Genomic DNA, 17,036 nt, shown 5'->3' on the forward strand with positions numbered 1-17,036 from the left:
GATATTGTCGGAATTTGAACACGTACCTAATCAAATTAACCCAAGGATACCTATGCAAGCTAACTCAATTAAGAATGTCGTATTTGATATCGGCAACGTCATGGTGAGATGGTCACCTTTAGAAATCGTCAGATTAACATTGGGCAATCATGTTGATGCTGAGGCAAAAGCTAAAGCACTATTCGCAAACGATATATGGTTAGATTTAAACAAAGGCTTAATCACAGAAGCTGAGGCGAAAGAGCGTTACCAATCAGAGAAACAGCTGTCTCACAACGAATGTGAGCGATTCTTTTACTATGTTAAGCAAACACAACTTCTGATCTTTGGCAGCGTAGAACTCCTCACACGCATCAAAAGTGCTGGTTATTCCGTGTATGCATTAACCGATAATGTTATTGAGATTGTTGAACACTTAAAAACAACCTACGAGTTTTGGTCTTTATTTGATGGAACGACGGTTTCCGCCGAACTTGGTTTGCTAAAACCTCAGCCTGAGATCTATCAGAGCTTGCTTGATACTCATCAACTTATCGCCGCTGAGACGGTTTTTCTTGATGATATGCCTTATAACGTAGAAGGCGCTCGAAAACTTGGAATCTCTGCGATTCAATTTGAGAATGCTGAACAATGTGAACAAGAACTCAAAGCACTAGGACTCACCTTCTAAGTGGTATCCCTATGCAAACAAAAAAGAGCAGCGACGTGCTGCTCTTTGTATGTTTATAGGAAACTCAATTTGAGTTACGAGTAAATGACATTCTCTTCAATGCCACTCACTAGTGATTGCGCGTTAGACCAACGAAACACTTTTTCGAGTACTTCATTTCCGCCCGGAGTTTTCCAGTTTCGCTCCTGACACTCTTGCCCGCCAATATGTTGATAAAACTCAACCGCAGGTTCATTCTGAGAGACGACTTCAAGATACAAACCACTGTCCTTAAAGTATTGCTGGTGCCATTCCGCTACCGCTAGAAGTAGCTGTTTGCCTATACCTCTTCCGCGATAACTGTCATCTACGTGCAATGCTTCAATAAAGCTGCCACGTTCAAAATCATGATTACCAAACACACAAACAAAACCAAGAAGAAGACCACCCTCTTCGGCTAAAACAATGTGTTGGTTGAATGGTGGATTGGTTAAGCGCGTTTGCCATATCAACAGTTTGTCGTCGATGGCTTCGCTATCCAAATAGCCATCACTCAACACACCACGGTAGTGGCGCTTCCAACTGTCTGCGTGTAACTGCGCGATGCGTTCATAATCCTTATATTCCGCTAATCGTAATTCCATTACGTATTCCTATGTTCTTGTATTGCTTCTCTAACGAGCTTTGGCATTTTCCACCTCATTAACTGCATATTATTGGCAGATTTTACAAATCTATAGCCACAGCTCATTGATTAATACTACTCATTATTCGTTTAAAAGCAAAATATCCCACCAACGAAACCCAATTATTGCGAGTTTTCGCTTAACGATAGAAATGTCACAACTCGAAACAAAGTCATCGAACTTTAGTTTGACTTACACGTGTACGCTGATATTCTGGCGTACAGTTGTTAGCTCAAAGTTAGGGACACATTGTGAAGCATAATAAACCACCACTTATCTGGTTGAATATATTGATATTTTCCGCCAGTTTTATTCTCACCTTTATTGTACTGCCTTGGTATGCATACCACTTCGGTTTAGGCTGGGAGCATCTGATCTGGGGCATTATTGCCTTTAGTTTCACCAACCTCTCTATTACAGCGGGCTATCACCGCCTTTGGAGTCACAAAACCTACGAAGCTCACCCAGTTTTACGATTCATCTTTGCCATCGGTGGTGCTTTCTCTCTTCAAAACAGTGCAATGCATTGGTCATCCGATCATCGTGTTCACCACAAACATGTCGACGACAACGACAAAGACCCATACTCAGCAAAACGTGGGTTCTGGTATTCACATATCGGTTGGATGCTTCGTGATTACAACAAATCAAAAGAGAACGAGTACACTAATTGTCGAGATTTGAAGCGAGATAAAATCGTCGTGTGGCAGCACAAATATTATGTCCCTTTGGCTATCGCAACGAACATTGGTTTCCCACTGGCTCTTGGGCTTCTATACGGTGATATCTGGGGAATGTTCCTAATTGTCGGTGCTGCTCGTCTGTTCTTGAGCCATCACACCACTTTCTTTATCAACTCATTGGCGCACGTTTGGGGTAAACAAACCTTCACCGATAAAAACACTGCTCGTGACAATGGCATTTTGGCATTCTTTACCTTTGGTGAGGGCTACCACAACTTCCATCACATCTTTGAGAACGATTACCGTAATGGCGTTTACTGGTGGCACTACGATCCAACCAAATGGCTGATCAAATCTTGTTCTTGGCTGGGGTTAACAACGAAGCTTCGTACGACGTCAACGTTTCGCATAGAAAAAGCACGCGCGACGCAGTTATTGAAGAAAGCCAAAGAAAAACTAGAGAGTAAGCCAAACAGCCAGTCGATTCGTGATCAGCTTCAGAAGGAGTTCGACGCATTAGTACATCACATGCAGGAGTACTACGAAGCGCGCAAAGAAGTGCTTGGTGAGAAAACTGCAACAGTAGTAAAAAAGTATGAGCGATCCGTTTCCAAATTAAGATACCAACAAATTAAGGAAGAATTTGAACGTCAACAACGCAGTTGGAATCTCTTAGTGCGTCGCTACGCGTAACGTGTAACTCGCGCTTCAATATAAAGACGTCAAAACAAAAGCTCCGTTAATTCGGAGCTTTTTTGTTCAACCAAGCCCCTTTAACGTGATCTAGCTCGAACTATCGCTTTTCTCACTTTTTAATCATTTAGTACGATTTTCATTCGATTGAATGTTCATATTTTCGTTTCTTTAAAATCCAGAAAACTAGTACATAACACCTAAAAAACGTAATTTAAACAATATAATCCAATGCAATTATTTATTAATCTATTATTTGTTTTAGATCATGCTAGCTCTAATTTAGTCTCGTGCCACAGGAAAGAATTCTGTAAATTCCCAGACATAAACTGAAACAGTTTCTTTCTTTTTTTCATAATATCTGGAGACAACCCTATGTTAGAGCTCTTAATTGGCTTGGTAGTGACCATTGCTGTGGGTTATTTCATTGTCAAAGGCTACAAAGCTGCTGGCGTGTTATTAACCGCAGGTATTAGTTTGCTTCTTATGACTGGCATTCTTGGCCATGACGTTCTGCCATCAAAAGTAACCTCAACGGGTAATATGGTGACGGACGCACTAGAGTACGTAAAATACATGCTTCAATACCGTGGCGGCGGTCTTGGTATGCAAATCATGCTACTTTGTGGTTTTGCGTCTTACATGACACACATCGGCGCAAACAATGTTGTTGTAAAACAGTTCTCTAAACCGCTTTCTGTTATCAAGTCTCCATACGTCCTTTTGGTAGCGGCTTACATCGTGGCATGTTTGATGTCTCTTGCAGTGAGTTCAGCAACAGGTCTGGGCGTGCTATTAATGGCGACCCTATTCCCTATGATGACGGCAATGGGTATTTCTCGTCCAGCGGCAGTGGCAGTGTGTGCTTCACCAGCGGCAATCATTCTGTCGCCAACATCAGGTGACGTGGTTATCGCAGCAGAAAAATCTGGTCTCGCGCTTGACGTATTTGCGGTTCAAACCGTACTTCCTGTTTCTATCTGTGCAATCATCGTAATGGCGGCAGCCGCTTTCTTCTGGAACAAATACCTAGATAAGAAAGATAACACACCAATGGAAAGAATCGACGTGTCTGAGATCAAAGCAGATGCTCCAGCATTCTACGCTGCGCTACCTTTCCTACCTATCATCGGTGTTTTCCTATTCAACGGTCGCACAATCCCTGGTCTAAGCCTAGATATCTACACGATCGTGGTTGGCTCGATTTTCTTAGGTGCGGTTATTCATTACGTTGTTAATAAATTCGACGGTAAGAAATCTCTTGAAGATCTAGACTCGTGCTACACAGGCATGGCGGATGCGTTTAAGGGTGTAGTAATGCTTTTGGTTGCTGCTGGTGTGTTTGCTCAAGGTCTTATGTCTATCGGTGCGATCGACAACCTTCTTCACCTAGCGGATAACGCAGGCGCAGGCGGTATCGCACTAATGCTTATCCTAACAGGTTTAACCGTGGCGGCAGCAATTGCAACGGGTTCTGGTAACGCACCATTCTACGCGTTCGTTGAACTTGCTCCTTCACTGGCTGCGAAAATGGGTTTGAACCCTGCGTTCCTAATCATCCCAATGCTACAAGCTTCTAACCTAGGTCGTACTATCTCGCCAGTATCTGGCGTAATCGTTGCTACTTCAGGTATGGCAAACATCAGCCCATTTGAGGTAGTAAAACGCACATCAGTGCCAGTTCTAGCGGGTCTGATTACTGTGATCATCGGTACTATGGTTCTTGTACCAATGTCAGCGTAAGCGCTAATCACAATCATCTAGTTCGTAAAAGCTCGGCAGTTTTGTCGGGCTTTTTTATTTCTATTCCACAGACCTTGTCACCACCTTTCCCCTCTTTGACACCTCGTACTGAATACGCAATACGTCCCATAATTACAAAACATTGCACATTATAAGTAAGTCTAATTTGCTTAATATCTCAACTACTTATATAAAGTCCAAATACATTCACAAAATGGAACTTACTATGACTTCACTTATTGTTTTCATCGTCATCATTTTGCTTATCGCGGTGTTTGCGGTCAGTATTTACAACAAACTAGTGACGCTGCGTAATCGCTTTAAAAACAGCTTTGCTCAGATTGAGGTTCAGTTAAAACGTCGTTACGACCTGATCCCAAATCTTGTCAGCACAGCGAAAGGTTACATGGAACACGAAAAAGAAACCTTCGAGCGAGTCATCCAAGCGCGTAACCAGGCAATTTCGGGCTTGAAAGCAGCAAGTGACGCGCCAGACAGCGATGCGGCAATTAGCCAACTGGCACAAGCAGAAGGCATGCTACAAAATGCACTAGGTAAGTTAAACGTCGTCGTTGAAGCTTACCCAGAACTGAAAGCCAACGAAACCATGACTCAGTTGCAAGAAGAACTAACCAGCACGGAGAATAAAGTCGCTTTTGCTCGCCAAGCTTTCAATGATGCTGTTACCAGCTACAACACATACAAACAGACTTTCCCACCAGTCTTGTTTGCCAATATGTTTGGCTTCCAAGATGGTAAGTTGCTGGAGTTTGCAGACAGCGAAGCAATCCAAGAAGCGCCAAAGGTTGAGTTCTAATGGATTTTTTCGACCATCAAGATACCGCACGTCAGCGTACCGGGCTTTTGGTGTTTCTGTTCTCCTTAGCAGTATTAATCATCACAAGTTTGGTCAGCGTACTATCCATTACTATTTATTACGTAGTAACCGGCGAGCCATTTGATCAACGCACCGCGATTACTTACACCTTGCTGTGCTTTGCAGGTGTGGCACTGGTCGTCGCAATCAGCTCTATGTTCCGCCTATCTGAGCTTTCTTCCAATGGCGGTCGTGGCGTCGCTGAAAGTATTGGAGGTAAGCTTATTTCCTCAAATACAACGGACACAAAACACCGCCAATTACTTAATGTGGTAGAGGAGATGGCGATTGCTTCTGGCATTCCTGTCCCCCCTGTTTATGTGATGCCAGAAGAGCGAGGCATTAACGCTTTTGCTGCAGGTATGAGCATTGATGATGCCGTCATAGGTGTCACGCAAGGTGCGCTCGACAGCTTTTCTCGTGATGAACTGCAAGGCGTCATTGCTCACGAGTTCAGCCACGTATTGAATGGCGACATGCGCATGAACACGCGCTTGATTGGTGTCTTGTTCGGCATCACTTGTATTGCGCACTTGGGTCACTTGGTTCTCGACAATACACACTACACTAGCCGCTCATCAAGAAGCTCTTCCGATTCCGATAAAGGCTTCGCTGTCATCATGCTGATCGCGGTTGTGTGTTTGGTGCTCGGTTGGGTTGGTACTTTATTTGGCTCAATGATCAAAGCAGCTATCTCACGACAACGTGAGTTCTTGGCGGACGCGAGTGCAGTTCAGTTTACTCGTAATGACCAAGGTATTTCAGGTGCGTTGAAAAAGATTGGCGGTCACGCATCTGGCTCTAGCTTGGATGCACAAGCGAGCAGCCAAATGAGCCACATGATGTTTGGACAAAGCAGCTTGTCTGGCTTCACCGGTTTCTTTGCTACTCACCCGCCTCTCGAAGAACGAATCCGTCGCATTGAACCCAACTGGGACGGCAGTTTTTCGCGCAGAAATCATAGCCAAGCTTCGACGTTTGCTCATGAACAAGTCAGCGGATTTGCTTCGGATGCCGATTTCGGCTCTCAAGACCATGAACCACAAAGTGTCACTCCAACTTCCTCAGAACTAAGTGACACAGGAAAACAACTGATCAGCCAATTGCCCCAAGACTTGGTAGACATTGCGCGTGAACCCTACAGTTCGCGCTTTATTGCATTGCTCCTGATCTTTGATGGCAGCCATGTGCAACGTGAGATGATCAAAGGTCATATTCCAATGGTCTCGCACGCAAAGCTGTTACCATGGCTGGATTACGATTTGCCCCTGCACTTAAGGCTTCCTCTGCTAGAGCTCGCCATCCCAGCACTTAAATCAATGAGTGAAGGTCAGAAAAACAGACTTTGCCAAGTGTTGCGAGAGTTGTCTCAAACGGACAATCACTACTCACTGGGTGAATGGTGCGTCATTAACTTGCTGGAAAAGCAGCTTCTTGCGCCTTTTGGCTCTACTCGCCAAAACAAGACATTCAAGCAACTCCAAGAAAGCGTGCACTGGTTGCTACGTGAATTGGCGTGGGTCACGCATTCAGAACGAGAAGGCGCACAACGCTCATTCAACGCTTCGCTCACCTCGCTAGGATTTGCAGAAACGACATTGGAAGCGCCAAACAACAACTGGCGTTTAAGTCGCGCTGCATTGGAGCTGTTGTTGCAACTTAAACCCCTTCAACGGCGACAGTTCGTTAAGGCGTGTCGTTTAGCAATTGAGTCTGATGGTAAGATCACCGTCGCGGAAGGCGAATTGTACCGCGTGATAGCGTGTTTCTTGGAAGTTCCAGAACCGCCGCTTACCGTGACGCTTTAACTGCAAAAAGTAAAACGCCAGCGATGATCGCTGGCGTTTTTGTATTCGGCTATAAGTGACGCTGATTAAGCAGCTTTAAAGCGCTCTGGAATCTTAGTGATGCTTTGACGATAGCTGAACCACAAGTAGGTTACCGCTAATGAGAAGAACAAGTAAGACAAAGCAAACACGATTGGAGATGTAATCAGCTCGGCTGACATACCCCACATTACGCCAATTACCGTAATCGTCAATTTAGATAACATGCCACAGATCAGTAAGAACAAAGCAAGCTGTGGGAAACGCGAACTACGGAATGCGAAGAAGTAGCAGCTACCTACTGCAAGCGATGCAATAGAAAGACCTAGCATAAATGAATGGATGTGATCTGCTGATGCGACACCTGCAGAAACAGAAGCCATAAGTAATAGGAACAATTTCATAAGTCACCTCACTACGAGTAGAGAAAAGCATCCTTTCATTAATGAAAACTCATTTTGCGCCCTATTTTGCTTATCTATTTAGCAATTACAAGCACATTTTTTGCTCAATTTATGTTCACTCCCTCCTTTTGAATCAAGTTATTACAAGCAGTTAACATTCTCTAATTTATAAACCCTTTAGATCCTGCACTTACAGAAAACAGTCTCTATTTCGCCCACTTTTGTTACAGAACATTAACACTAAAATATTTTGAAACTTTTTGCTTAAACTGTGAGCCAAATGCCCATGCTCTAGCTATAAACCTTGTTTCACTTAGGATCTCACTACCAAACCAACGATTCTTTACGTTAGATCAACATTTCCTTCATATATAAAACGCTCCCATTACAACCATTTTTAATGCTTCGAATTATTTTTAGTAATAGGGGTAAAAAGAGATTCCAATCACACATTTATTGGTTATAATCCGCGCTCATTACGTTATGCGTTGAAAAATGCAAACTTATTTTGAGTAAACCCTATCTTTAAACCGACTCCTCTTTGCTATCTGCCAAGAGGTATTACTGAGAACAAAAATGAGCAAGATTGATAAAGCTATGCGCATCCTGCTAGCAGGATTCTGTATCAACCTTTGTCTTGGCATCCTGTATGCTTGGAGTGTATTCAACAAAGCACTAGTGACTGAGTCAGGCTGGAGCGCAGCAGAAGCATCTGCACCTTACGCGACTGCAACTATTACTTTCTCTATCTGTCTTCTTGTTGCAGGTATTCTTCAAGACCGTATGGGTCCACGTTTGATCCTTATCCTAGGTACTGTTCTAACAGGTCTAGGCATGATCGCGTCTGGTTTTGTTAACTCACCACTAATGCTGAACATCACTTTCGGTGTGGTCACTGGTGCAGGTATCGGTTTTGGTTACGCGTGTCTTTCTCCTTCAGCAATGAAGTGGTTCCACGCATCTAAGAAAGGTATGGTTAACGGCATCATCGCAGCAGGTTTCGGTCTAGCAGCTATCTACCTAGCTCCTGTGACTTCTGCGCTGATCGACAGCATGGGCATCCAAACAAGCTTCCTAGTTCTTGGTGTCGGTATCCTTGCTATCGCTGTTCCACTAGCAGCAACAATCAACAACCCACCAGCGGATTACACGCCAGCAGAGCCTAAAGTAAAAGAAGGTCAAGCGCCTAAGGTTGTGAAGAAGTCTGACGACCTAACTTGGAAAGCAATGCTTAAAACGCCACAGTTCTACTCTCTATGGATCATGTACGCGTTCGCAGCTTCTGTTGGTCTTATGATCATCGGTAACATCACTACTATTGCAAGCGTTCAAGCGAACCTGCCAAACGCGGTTTACCTAGCGTCTATCCTTGCGGTATTTAACTCAGGCGGTCGTGTAGCAGCAGGTATGCTTGCAGACAAGATCGGTGGCGTTCGTACTCTTCTTCTAGCGTTCGTTCTACAGGGCATCAACATGGTTCTGTTCGCAACGTTCAAAACTGAGTTTACGCTGATCATCGGTACAGCAATCGCAGCAGTAGGCTACGGTACGCTTCTAGCAGTATTCCCTACTCTAACGGCTGAATTCTACGGTCTGAAGAACTACGGTACTAACTACGGCGTGCTATACACAGCATGGGGTATCGGTGGTGCAATCGGTGCTGCTGTTGTTGGTTTCTCAATGACTAACGGTGACGGTTACACGCTTGCTTACACTATCTCAGCGGCAATGATGGCGGTATGTATCGTACTGGCGTTCATCACTAAGCCACTGACTGAAGCGAAAGTAGCACAACTGAAAAACGCTTAATTGCCAGTCCAGTTCTATTTATCTAGTAGATCTGCAGAAATTGATTCGAAAAAGGCTTAACCTATGGGTTAAGCCTTTTTTATTGTTAGTTGGTTATGGAAAACACCGTCGAACTCGCGCCAGATTACTATCTCGATAACTTCTTTAAGCTCACACAGCACGCTACCAAGTGGTACAGCGATTTACTTAGCCAAGATGAACATCAATGGCTATCCGCGTTTGAGAGCTTAAGCAAGCCTGCACAGTGCCTTCTTGTACGCCTATACAGCCGTAAAGGGTGCTGGTTTCGTAGCGACAAACTCAACTATCAAGAAATTGAGAACATCCAGTCGGCTTTGGATGAATTGGCAGCTCATGATTTTGTCTCGCTATCCCCTGACCTAACGATACAGGAATTAGCGGCGAATCTACTGACCAAGCCAGAGATTGTCACGCTCTATCCTGAGCATCCTAAATCCCTCAAGAAAGAGGCATTAGTGGCATGCCTGAGTGAAGAGCGTTTTGAGCTATTTGAGGCTCTGGATTTCACGGTGATTAAGCTTAACTCCGCACACATGATTGATGTTTTGTTGACGCTGTTTTTTGCGAATACCCATCAAGACCTCAGCCAATTCGTGCTAGACGATTTAGGGTTACACCAATTCGAACAATACCAGTTAAGTAAAGCGCGTCGATTCTTTGAGAGCAGAGAGCAAATCGATCGCCTTATCGAACTCAACGAACTTTCCAATCTCTATTGGCAATGTGACAAAAAACAAAAAGCGAATCTCGACATTCTTGTCGAAGCGATGCCAGAGCAGGTAGAACATCGCTACGTCGACCGTAAACGAGAGCACATAATTAACGACATTGCGCGTGATTACGAACGCATAAACGAGCTTGAGATTGCAATTGCATTGTTTGAAACAACGACACTCGCGCCAAGCCGAGAGCGTCGTGCTCGCATCTACGACAAGCTGGAACAAAACGATTTATTTTGTGACATCGTCACTAAAATGCTCACTCACCCTATTGATGTCTCCGAGCTTGAAGTGGCACAAAAGCTTGAACAACGCGTTAAACGTAAACAGGGCTTTAAAGTCCCGAGAGCCTCCAAGCCTAAATGCAGCGAATACCACATCGAATTGGATCTATCACAGCAACGTGTTGAACTGGCAACCAAAGCACATTTCGAAAGTTTAGGTTGGACCGTTTTCTATTCTGAGAATACCCTACTCAACGGCTTGTTAGGCTTAACTTTGTGGGATGCGATTTTTGCACCAATAGAGGGGGCATTTATTAACGCTTATCAACATCGACCATTGGATTTGTATCACGCCGATTTTGCCGACAAAAGAAAGCAACTTATCGACAATGCGCTTGAGCAAGTTCAACAAGGGAAGACGCAGGCGTTGTTTGATACATACCGGGATAAAGTTGGGATCAGTAATCCCTTCGTCAGTTGGGTATACGTGAACGAAGAGCTGATATCCCTAGCTCTTGAACACATCCCTAATGACCTGTTGGTCGAACTGTTTAACGTGCAGTTAAGTGATCTGAAACTCTATCGAAACGGCATGCCGGATTTGATTGCATTTAAAGAAGGGAAATTTGAATGGATAGAGGTGAAAGGTCCAGGCGATAAACTCCAAGATAACCAATGGCGTTGGATCAAGGAGTTCAATCGCCTCAATGTACCGTTCTCAGTCTGTTATGTATACCCAAGTAACTTCAAGATGCAGGATTCAGAGCGTTGTCATTGATTCGAGGTCAAGGAAAACGACGCCGCGTAATAGCCAGCTCTTTCCAAGTTATTTGACGCAGAGATCGGGGCAATGACACGCTCCCGAAGGGCGAGCTGTCTTGGCTTGTATACTTTGTTGTCGATTCTTGATTTAGAGTGACTAGATCTTTAAATCGCCGCCGCGTCTACAAACCAAGTCATTCTCGCTGAACCTAGCATCTCGAGGTTACTTGGGTATAACAGCACAAGCTTAGAAAAGAGCCAGAATGGTCTTAGTTACTTACTTTGGCGTTCTTCTGCCCTTTCTTCTCTTTCAATTGATCAATCACGTAGCTTGGTGCGACTTTCTCTAGTTCGCCCAAGCACTCGTCTGTTTTCGGGTTGTCGTAGCGAACATAAATGTCACAAACCGCATAAAGCTGCTCCGGCGCGCCAGAAATCAAATACGCTTGCTCAAAAGACTTCACCGATTTGTCTAGGTTGTACTCTTCTTGCAATACACCATTGAGGTACCAGAAGTAACTGTTATCTTTCGCCATGTTGGCTGCTTTCTCAATCTCTAAAGCTGCGCTCTTCTTGTCATCAAGACGCACAAGCGTTAACGCTTTCGAGTAATGCAAAGATGCGTTGTCAGGATGAAGCTTAATTGCAGAATCCAGCGTCTTTACTGCATCGGCATCGCGTTGCTGCGCTCGGTAGTTGTCCGCCAAGCTTAACCAGATTTGTGAATTCTCCGGCTGATTGATCACCAAAGCTTGATAGATTTTATCCGCTTTATCCCATTCATGATGCCAACGATAGACATCCGCCAATAACAGTTTGGAACCGTTATCTTGCTTGTTCTCTAAATAGCTGATCAGTTCAGCAACCGGGGCTTCAAGCGTTTGCTTTTGCTCGCTGCTCACGTTAGAAAAATCACGCACTAAGTTGGTCGCCGCAGTAATGCGAACCATGGTTTCTTGGTCACTCAATAATGGCTCAATCATGCGCCAACGATGTTCAATCGTATATGGCTCTGCTCCAACAATCGCGGCTTCACGAACCGCAGGGTCTTGGTCTTGAAGGCTGCGTGCAACCGCTACCAGCGCGTTTTGACTTGGGTAGTTCGCCAACTCGTGCAGTGCTTCAATACGCTTTTCAACGGGTTGTTTGATGTCCTGCGCTTGATAAGACAGCTTCGCAACCATTTGCTGTGGCGACATCTGCGCTGAGTTTGCTTTTTGAGCGCTTGTCACGCTCGCTGATGAGACTTGGTCTGGTGCGAGCAAGGTTTCATCTTGTGCAATGACAGATTGGCTTGCGGTGATACCTAAAGCGACAACTAACAGTGTTTTTGAGAATGTCATATCAATCCCCTTAAAATTTGGTTTCGAATACAGGACGCTTCGCCGCTTGTTGGCGTAGCACTGAATCACTGTATTTGCCATGTGCCACAGGGTTACCCGTTGCACGAAGAATGTATGCCATTGCCTTATCAGCATGAGAGAAGAACTTTTTCCAACCTGCACACAGGTAGTTCAACCCGGGTTCACCGTCTTTGGTGCGGATGAAACGGTTTTTCGGACACTCACCGTAGCAAGCAAATTGGTAATCACACTGTTGGCACTGCTTGGTTAACGAGCGAGTCTTGGCAAAGCCAAACTTTTGCTGCTCAGGACCATAGGCCAACTTGTCTAATTTTTCGTGGTGGATGTTGCCAATCTTGTACTCTGGATAAACGTAGTGGTCACAAGCAAAAACATCACCGTTTGGTTCCATTGCCAAGCCTTTGCCACAAATCTCGCCCAGTGTACAAAGTGGGTTTTTGCGCCCCATCCAAGTCTCTACACTCGCTTCAAAGTACTGCACAAACACTTTGCCAATGTCGTGTTGAATCCACTCATCAAAAATCGCGATAAGGAAGTTACCCCACGCCTCGTCTGCCACACACCAAGGCTCTACTACAGAGTCTTTGTGACCAGGAATAAGACGCTTGTCGCCTTGTTTCAGTTGCTCTTGCGGCTGCCATGTTTGAGGTGCGGTAGTACGGAACGTTTTTTGTTCCACGATGGGAATGAACTGCATTTGCGGTGAGCGTACTTCATCACGCAGGAATCGGTATACCTCAAGAGGATTGCGGCTGGTTAGATTGTTTACACAAGTCAGCGTTGCGAACTTCACTTCGTGTTTGTGCAGCAGTTCAACAGCCTTCATCACTTGGTTAAAGGTACCACGACCTGCGCGGTTGGTTCGGTAAGCGTTGTGCATCATTTCTGGGCCGTCGATACTCAAACCGACCAAGAAGTTATTTGCTTTCAGAAATGCACACCAATCGTCGTTGAGCAATGTGCCATTGGTTTGTAAATCGTTAGAAATGACCACGCCTTCAGGCTTGTACTTAGATTGAAACTCAACAATCTTTTTAAAGTAATCCAAGCCCAACATTGTTGGTTCACCACCCTGCCAAGAGAAGATGATTTCCGGCGTGTTCTGCCCTTCAATGTACTGACGAATGTAGGTTTCTAACGTCTCTTCATCCATCACAGGCGTGCAGCCTTTTTTGTACTCAAGTAAGTCCTGTTTGCTGAGGTAATAGCAGTAAGTGCAATCAATGTTACAAGCCGCCCCAATAGGTTTTGCCATGACATGTAAACGCTTAGAGGCTTTACCGTTGAACTGAGGACCTTGAGTAATGTGCATACGTCACCTTTTTCGTTATGAAATGCAGCTGAGAACGCTCATAAGCGTGCCATTCTCACCTTGATGACCTAATCATAAATCCCATTAATACAAGAGGCTTGTTATACCGTTTATAACCTTTTTTCATAGCGTTTATTGCTAATATTTATCGTGACTTTTTTGGCGAGAAACTATTGATGAAATCATTTAAAAGCAAATCGTTAACCGCACTTTCCATTCTATCATTCAGCGTATTAATGAGTGGTTGTGCAACTCAATCACCGCACCCTATCGCGCTCAACATTGATCAAGACATGGTGTTGGTGGAAGGCGGTTCATTTGTCATGGGATCGGACAGCGACTCCGCCAAGAAGGCAGAAACCCCAGCACGCGAAGTAAAGGTAGACGGCTTCTACATTTCCAAATTCGAGGTCACTCAAGAATTGTTTGAATCTGTCATGGGTTCTTCAATGAGTTACTTCCAAGGTGCAAACATTCCGGTTAATAACTTGAGTTGGCAGCAGGCAAATTACTTCATCGAGAAGTTGAACGAACTCACAGGTGAAAACTACCGCTTACCGACAGAAGCGGAATGGGAGTTTGCCGCGAAAGGCGGTAACAAGAGCCAAGGTTTCACTTACGCAGGCTCGAACAACATTGCTGATGTGGCGTGGTATGCCGACAACTCTAAAAACCAAGCTCACCCCGTTGGTCAAAAGCAACCCAATGAACTCGGTCTTTATGACATGACAGGCAACGTTGGTGAATTTGTTATTGATGCTTATGACGACACCTTCTACCGCTTTGGTCCAACCGAAAATCCAAACAACGCTAAAGACGAAAAAGCAGGCTTAGCACACAAATCCGTACGAGGCGGCAGTTTTGCCTATGATGCTGATGAATCAGAGAATTTCCGTCGAGACTTCGCTAGCCAGTCTATAATTATGTCGGACATGGGACTTCGCCTTGCGAAAGATGCTGATTAAGCACGATTACGCATGAGAAACGACGTGACTGCCCCTTTGCGCATTCTTACCAATTAAGACGTCTCTTGGTTAGGGAAATGGTTAGGGGAAAGAGGCTAAATCTACGTTGTTCTCATTTAACCTCAAATGTATACAAACAATACATTCAAACTTAGGTAAATAATAATATGAAGAAACACATCTGTGCCCTTGCAGTCTTATCTGGTTTATCATTCTCAGCGATGGCTTTAGATTGCGATCCAAACTTACTACCTTCTTGGAAAGATGGCGCGAGTAAATCTGCGATTGTTAACTATGTTGATCAATCTACTGATGCTTCGAAAAAAACCTTCATTGCGGAACAAGACCGCATCGCGGTGTTCGACAATGACGGTACGTTATGGTCAGAAAAACCGTTTTACTTCCAACTGGCGTATGCGCTAGACGAAGTGAAACTGATGGCAAAAGACCATCCAGAATGGAAGACGCAAGAACCGTTTAAATCTGTACTGAATGACGATATTGAAGGTGTTTTCAAAGGCGGTGAAAAAGCACTACTTGAGATCGTCAAGGTCACTCATAGCGGTATGACGGTAGAGGAATATCAACAAAAAGTCGCCGATTGGCTGAAAGTCGCGAAAGATCCACGCTTTGGCAAAGCTTATACCGAACTTACATACAAACCAATGCGCGAAATGGTCACCTACCTGCAAGAGCATGGTTTTAAGACTTACATCGTATCAGGTGGCGGTGTGGACTTTATGCGCGTTTGGGCACCAGAGGTGTACGGTATTCCCGAAGAGCAAATCATTGGTAGCGCGCTAAAATACAAGTACGACTACAACGACGGTAAGCCAACCGTGACCAAGTTAGGTGAAATCCTCACGATTGATGACAAAGCCGGTAAGGTTGAGAACATTCAGCACATCATCGGTAAGAAACCCGTTCTCGCGATTGGTAATTCAGACGGTGACCACGCGATGATGCAATGGGCAACTAGTCAACCAAACTCTATGGCGATGATCGTTCACCATACCGACGAAGAGCGTGAGTGGAAATACGACCGCAAGTCCAGTGTGGGTCATTTAGATAAAGCAATGGATGAAGCCAATCAGCGTGATAACTGGCACCTCATTGATATGAAAAATGAGTGGTGCACGGTGTATTAACCATACCTTTGCAACTGACAAACTCCTCCTTAGTGAGGAGTTTTTTTATTAATTTTCAAACGTTAGTCTTTTCTTCACGAACACTTCACGACTCTTCACACAAAATGCCTCCCATCGAAACGAAGAGGTAAATATATAATGAAAAAAACAGTCCTGACGATTCTCGCAGCAAGCTCATTTTCGGTTGCAGCAGCACCTTACGTGGGTTTGGAATACGGATTCGGCACCACAGATCACGATTTTGAACCATCTTTTCAAGCTGACGGTGTGAATCTGAACCCTGAATTGGAAGACGGTATTTTTGGTGGATTCATTGGCTACTCTATCAATGATTCTTGGGCTGTAGAACTGGGTTATAACCAATTTGATCTTGATGATGGTCGTTCCAAAAATCTTGGAATTGTCGATATCAAGGGTCAAAAATACCATCATGAAATGGATTGGGACGCTTCAATCAAAGCCAAACAAATTACGTTAGCGCCTGTGTTTAGCTATGCGTTAAACGAAAAGTGGACAACAAAAGTTAAAGCAGGTTTGACTTACACTCAGTACGAATCCAAAGCAAGCAAATCAGAAGAACGTGAGCTTGTTATGAATGACGACGTCGAAATGAACAACACCTTGTTCCACCGTTCTGAAAAAAATAATGAGCTCGGTGCAATGCTATCTATCGGTGCGGAATACAAAATCTTCCCTCAATTGACCATCGGCGCGAACGCAAAATACCAGCTTGATAGCTACGCAAACACAGCATCAATCAACGTAGGCTCTACTTACTACTTCTAACTTAGGAAGCCATTAGCATGAAAAAACTGATTATTACGACAACATTAGCCCTAATTTCTGGCTCTGCATTGGCTGCCTTCAACGGTCCTGAAACCGCAGCAATCAGCACTGTAAAAGCGGCGCAAAATGCATCTGATGATAGCTATGTACTGTTGACAGGTAACATCGTTCAAGCACTTGGTAATGAGACTTACCTATTCAAAGACAACACAGGTGAGATTCAAGTCGAGATCGATAACGAAGACTGGATGGGTCAAGACGTATCACCGCAAGATCGCGTTGCCATTCGTGGTGAAGTAGACTCTGAATGGACAAAGACTCAAATCGACGTCGATACGATTCAAAAGCTATAAGCCACACGTTCA

Annotated in this window: 15 protein-coding genes; 11 read left to right on the top strand and 4 right to left on the bottom strand. The window is 44.4% G+C overall.

Annotated elements, in window-relative coordinates; genetic code table 11:
• Positions 1 to 52: 52 nt before the first annotated feature.
• Positions 53 to 670 (top strand): HAD family hydrolase, encoded by a 618-nt coding sequence (locus MHO32_RS13085; protein ID WP_239212410.1) that lies wholly within the window; start codon positions 53 to 55, stop codon positions 668 to 670.
• 74 nt (positions 671 to 744) lie between these two features.
• Here MHO32_RS13085 and MHO32_RS13090 read toward each other — a convergent pair whose 3' ends face one another.
• Positions 745 to 1,293 (bottom strand): GNAT family N-acetyltransferase, encoded by a 549-nt coding sequence (locus tag MHO32_RS13090; protein WP_005447141.1) that lies wholly within the window; start codon positions 1,291 to 1,293, stop codon positions 745 to 747.
• Positions 1,294 to 1,586: 293 nt separating this feature from the next.
• Between MHO32_RS13090 and MHO32_RS13095 the strand changes: the two genes are divergently transcribed.
• The 4 genes from MHO32_RS13095 to MHO32_RS13110 all read left to right on the top strand — a co-directional run bounded on the left by MHO32_RS13095 (position 1,587) and on the right by MHO32_RS13110 (position 7,139).
• Entirely contained in the window at positions 1,587 to 2,711 is a 1,125-nt protein-coding gene (locus MHO32_RS13095; RefSeq protein WP_239212412.1) for an acyl-CoA desaturase, read from the top strand.
• A 375-nt stretch (positions 2,712 to 3,086) separates the two neighbouring features.
• The gene (dcuC, locus tag MHO32_RS13100; RefSeq protein ID WP_005447145.1) at positions 3,087 to 4,454 is read left to right on the top strand and encodes an anaerobic C4-dicarboxylate transporter DcuC; all 1,368 of its coding nucleotides are present in this window, start codon (positions 3,087 to 3,089) and stop codon (positions 4,452 to 4,454) included.
• Between the two features lie 226 nt (positions 4,455 to 4,680).
• Positions 4,681 to 5,271 (top strand): LemA family protein, encoded by a 591-nt coding sequence (locus tag MHO32_RS13105; protein WP_005447146.1) that lies wholly within the window; start codon positions 4,681 to 4,683, stop codon positions 5,269 to 5,271.
• Positions 5,271 to 7,139 carry a M48 family metallopeptidase gene (locus MHO32_RS13110; protein ID WP_239212413.1) on the top strand — a complete coding sequence of 623 codons (1,869 nt, stop codon included), beginning with the start codon at positions 5,271 to 5,273 and terminating at the stop codon, positions 7,137 to 7,139. Before MHO32_RS13105 ends, MHO32_RS13110 begins: the two co-directional genes overlap by 1 nt.
• A gap of 65 nt (positions 7,140 to 7,204) precedes the next feature.
• Here the strand turns inward: MHO32_RS13110 and MHO32_RS13115 are convergent, their stop codons facing one another.
• Positions 7,205 to 7,561 carry a hypothetical protein gene (locus MHO32_RS13115; protein ID WP_005447150.1) on the bottom strand — a complete coding sequence of 119 codons (357 nt, stop codon included), beginning with the start codon at positions 7,559 to 7,561 and terminating at the stop codon, positions 7,205 to 7,207.
• Between the two features lie 576 nt (positions 7,562 to 8,137).
• Between MHO32_RS13115 and MHO32_RS13120 the strand changes: the two genes are divergently transcribed.
• Together MHO32_RS13120 and MHO32_RS13125 are read left to right on the top strand one after the other, a co-directional pair.
• On the top strand, positions 8,138 to 9,370 hold the full coding sequence (locus tag MHO32_RS13120) for an L-lactate MFS transporter (protein ID WP_005447152.1): 1,233 nt from the start codon (positions 8,138 to 8,140) through the stop codon (positions 9,368 to 9,370).
• A 95-nt stretch (positions 9,371 to 9,465) separates the two neighbouring features.
• Positions 9,466 to 11,112, top strand: a complete 1,647-nt coding sequence (locus MHO32_RS13125) for a VRR-NUC domain-containing protein (protein ID WP_239212414.1) — start codon at positions 9,466 to 9,468, stop codon at positions 11,110 to 11,112.
• 253 nt (positions 11,113 to 11,365) lie between these two features.
• On the opposite strand, the gene MHO32_RS13130 is transcribed toward MHO32_RS13125, so the two are convergent.
• A complete protein-coding gene (locus tag MHO32_RS13130) occupies positions 11,366 to 12,439 on the bottom strand; it encodes a tetratricopeptide repeat protein (protein ID WP_009697235.1) in 1,074 nt (357 codons plus the stop codon).
• Positions 12,440 to 12,449: 10 nt separating this feature from the next.
• The gene (locus MHO32_RS13135; protein ID WP_017819195.1) at positions 12,450 to 13,772 is read right to left on the bottom strand and encodes an anaerobic sulfatase maturase; all 1,323 of its coding nucleotides are present in this window, start codon (positions 13,770 to 13,772) and stop codon (positions 12,450 to 12,452) included.
• Between the two features lie 176 nt (positions 13,773 to 13,948).
• Between MHO32_RS13135 and MHO32_RS13140 the strand changes: the two genes are divergently transcribed.
• From MHO32_RS13140 to MHO32_RS13155, 4 genes are all read left to right on the top strand, one after another.
• Complete coding sequence (locus MHO32_RS13140) at positions 13,949 to 14,737, top strand: formylglycine-generating enzyme family protein (protein ID WP_009699658.1); 789 nt, start codon at positions 13,949 to 13,951, stop codon at positions 14,735 to 14,737.
• A gap of 167 nt (positions 14,738 to 14,904) precedes the next feature.
• Positions 14,905 to 15,885, top strand: coding sequence for an HAD family hydrolase (locus MHO32_RS13145; RefSeq protein ID WP_005447159.1), 981 nt, complete (start codon positions 14,905 to 14,907; stop codon positions 15,883 to 15,885).
• A 138-nt stretch (positions 15,886 to 16,023) separates the two neighbouring features.
• A complete protein-coding gene (locus MHO32_RS13150) occupies positions 16,024 to 16,671 on the top strand; it encodes an AcfA family outer membrane beta-barrel protein (protein WP_239212415.1) in 648 nt (215 codons plus the stop codon).
• A 17-nt stretch (positions 16,672 to 16,688) separates the two neighbouring features.
• Positions 16,689 to 17,024 carry a YgiW/YdeI family stress tolerance OB fold protein gene (locus MHO32_RS13155; protein WP_005447161.1) on the top strand — a complete coding sequence of 112 codons (336 nt, stop codon included), beginning with the start codon at positions 16,689 to 16,691 and terminating at the stop codon, positions 17,022 to 17,024.
• Positions 17,025 to 17,036: the final 12 nt, after the last annotated feature.

The sequence above is a fragment of the Vibrio sp. MMH1-50 genome (genome assembly GCF_022347645.1).
GTDB lineage: Bacteria > Pseudomonadota > Gammaproteobacteria > Enterobacterales > Vibrionaceae > Vibrio > Vibrio harveyi.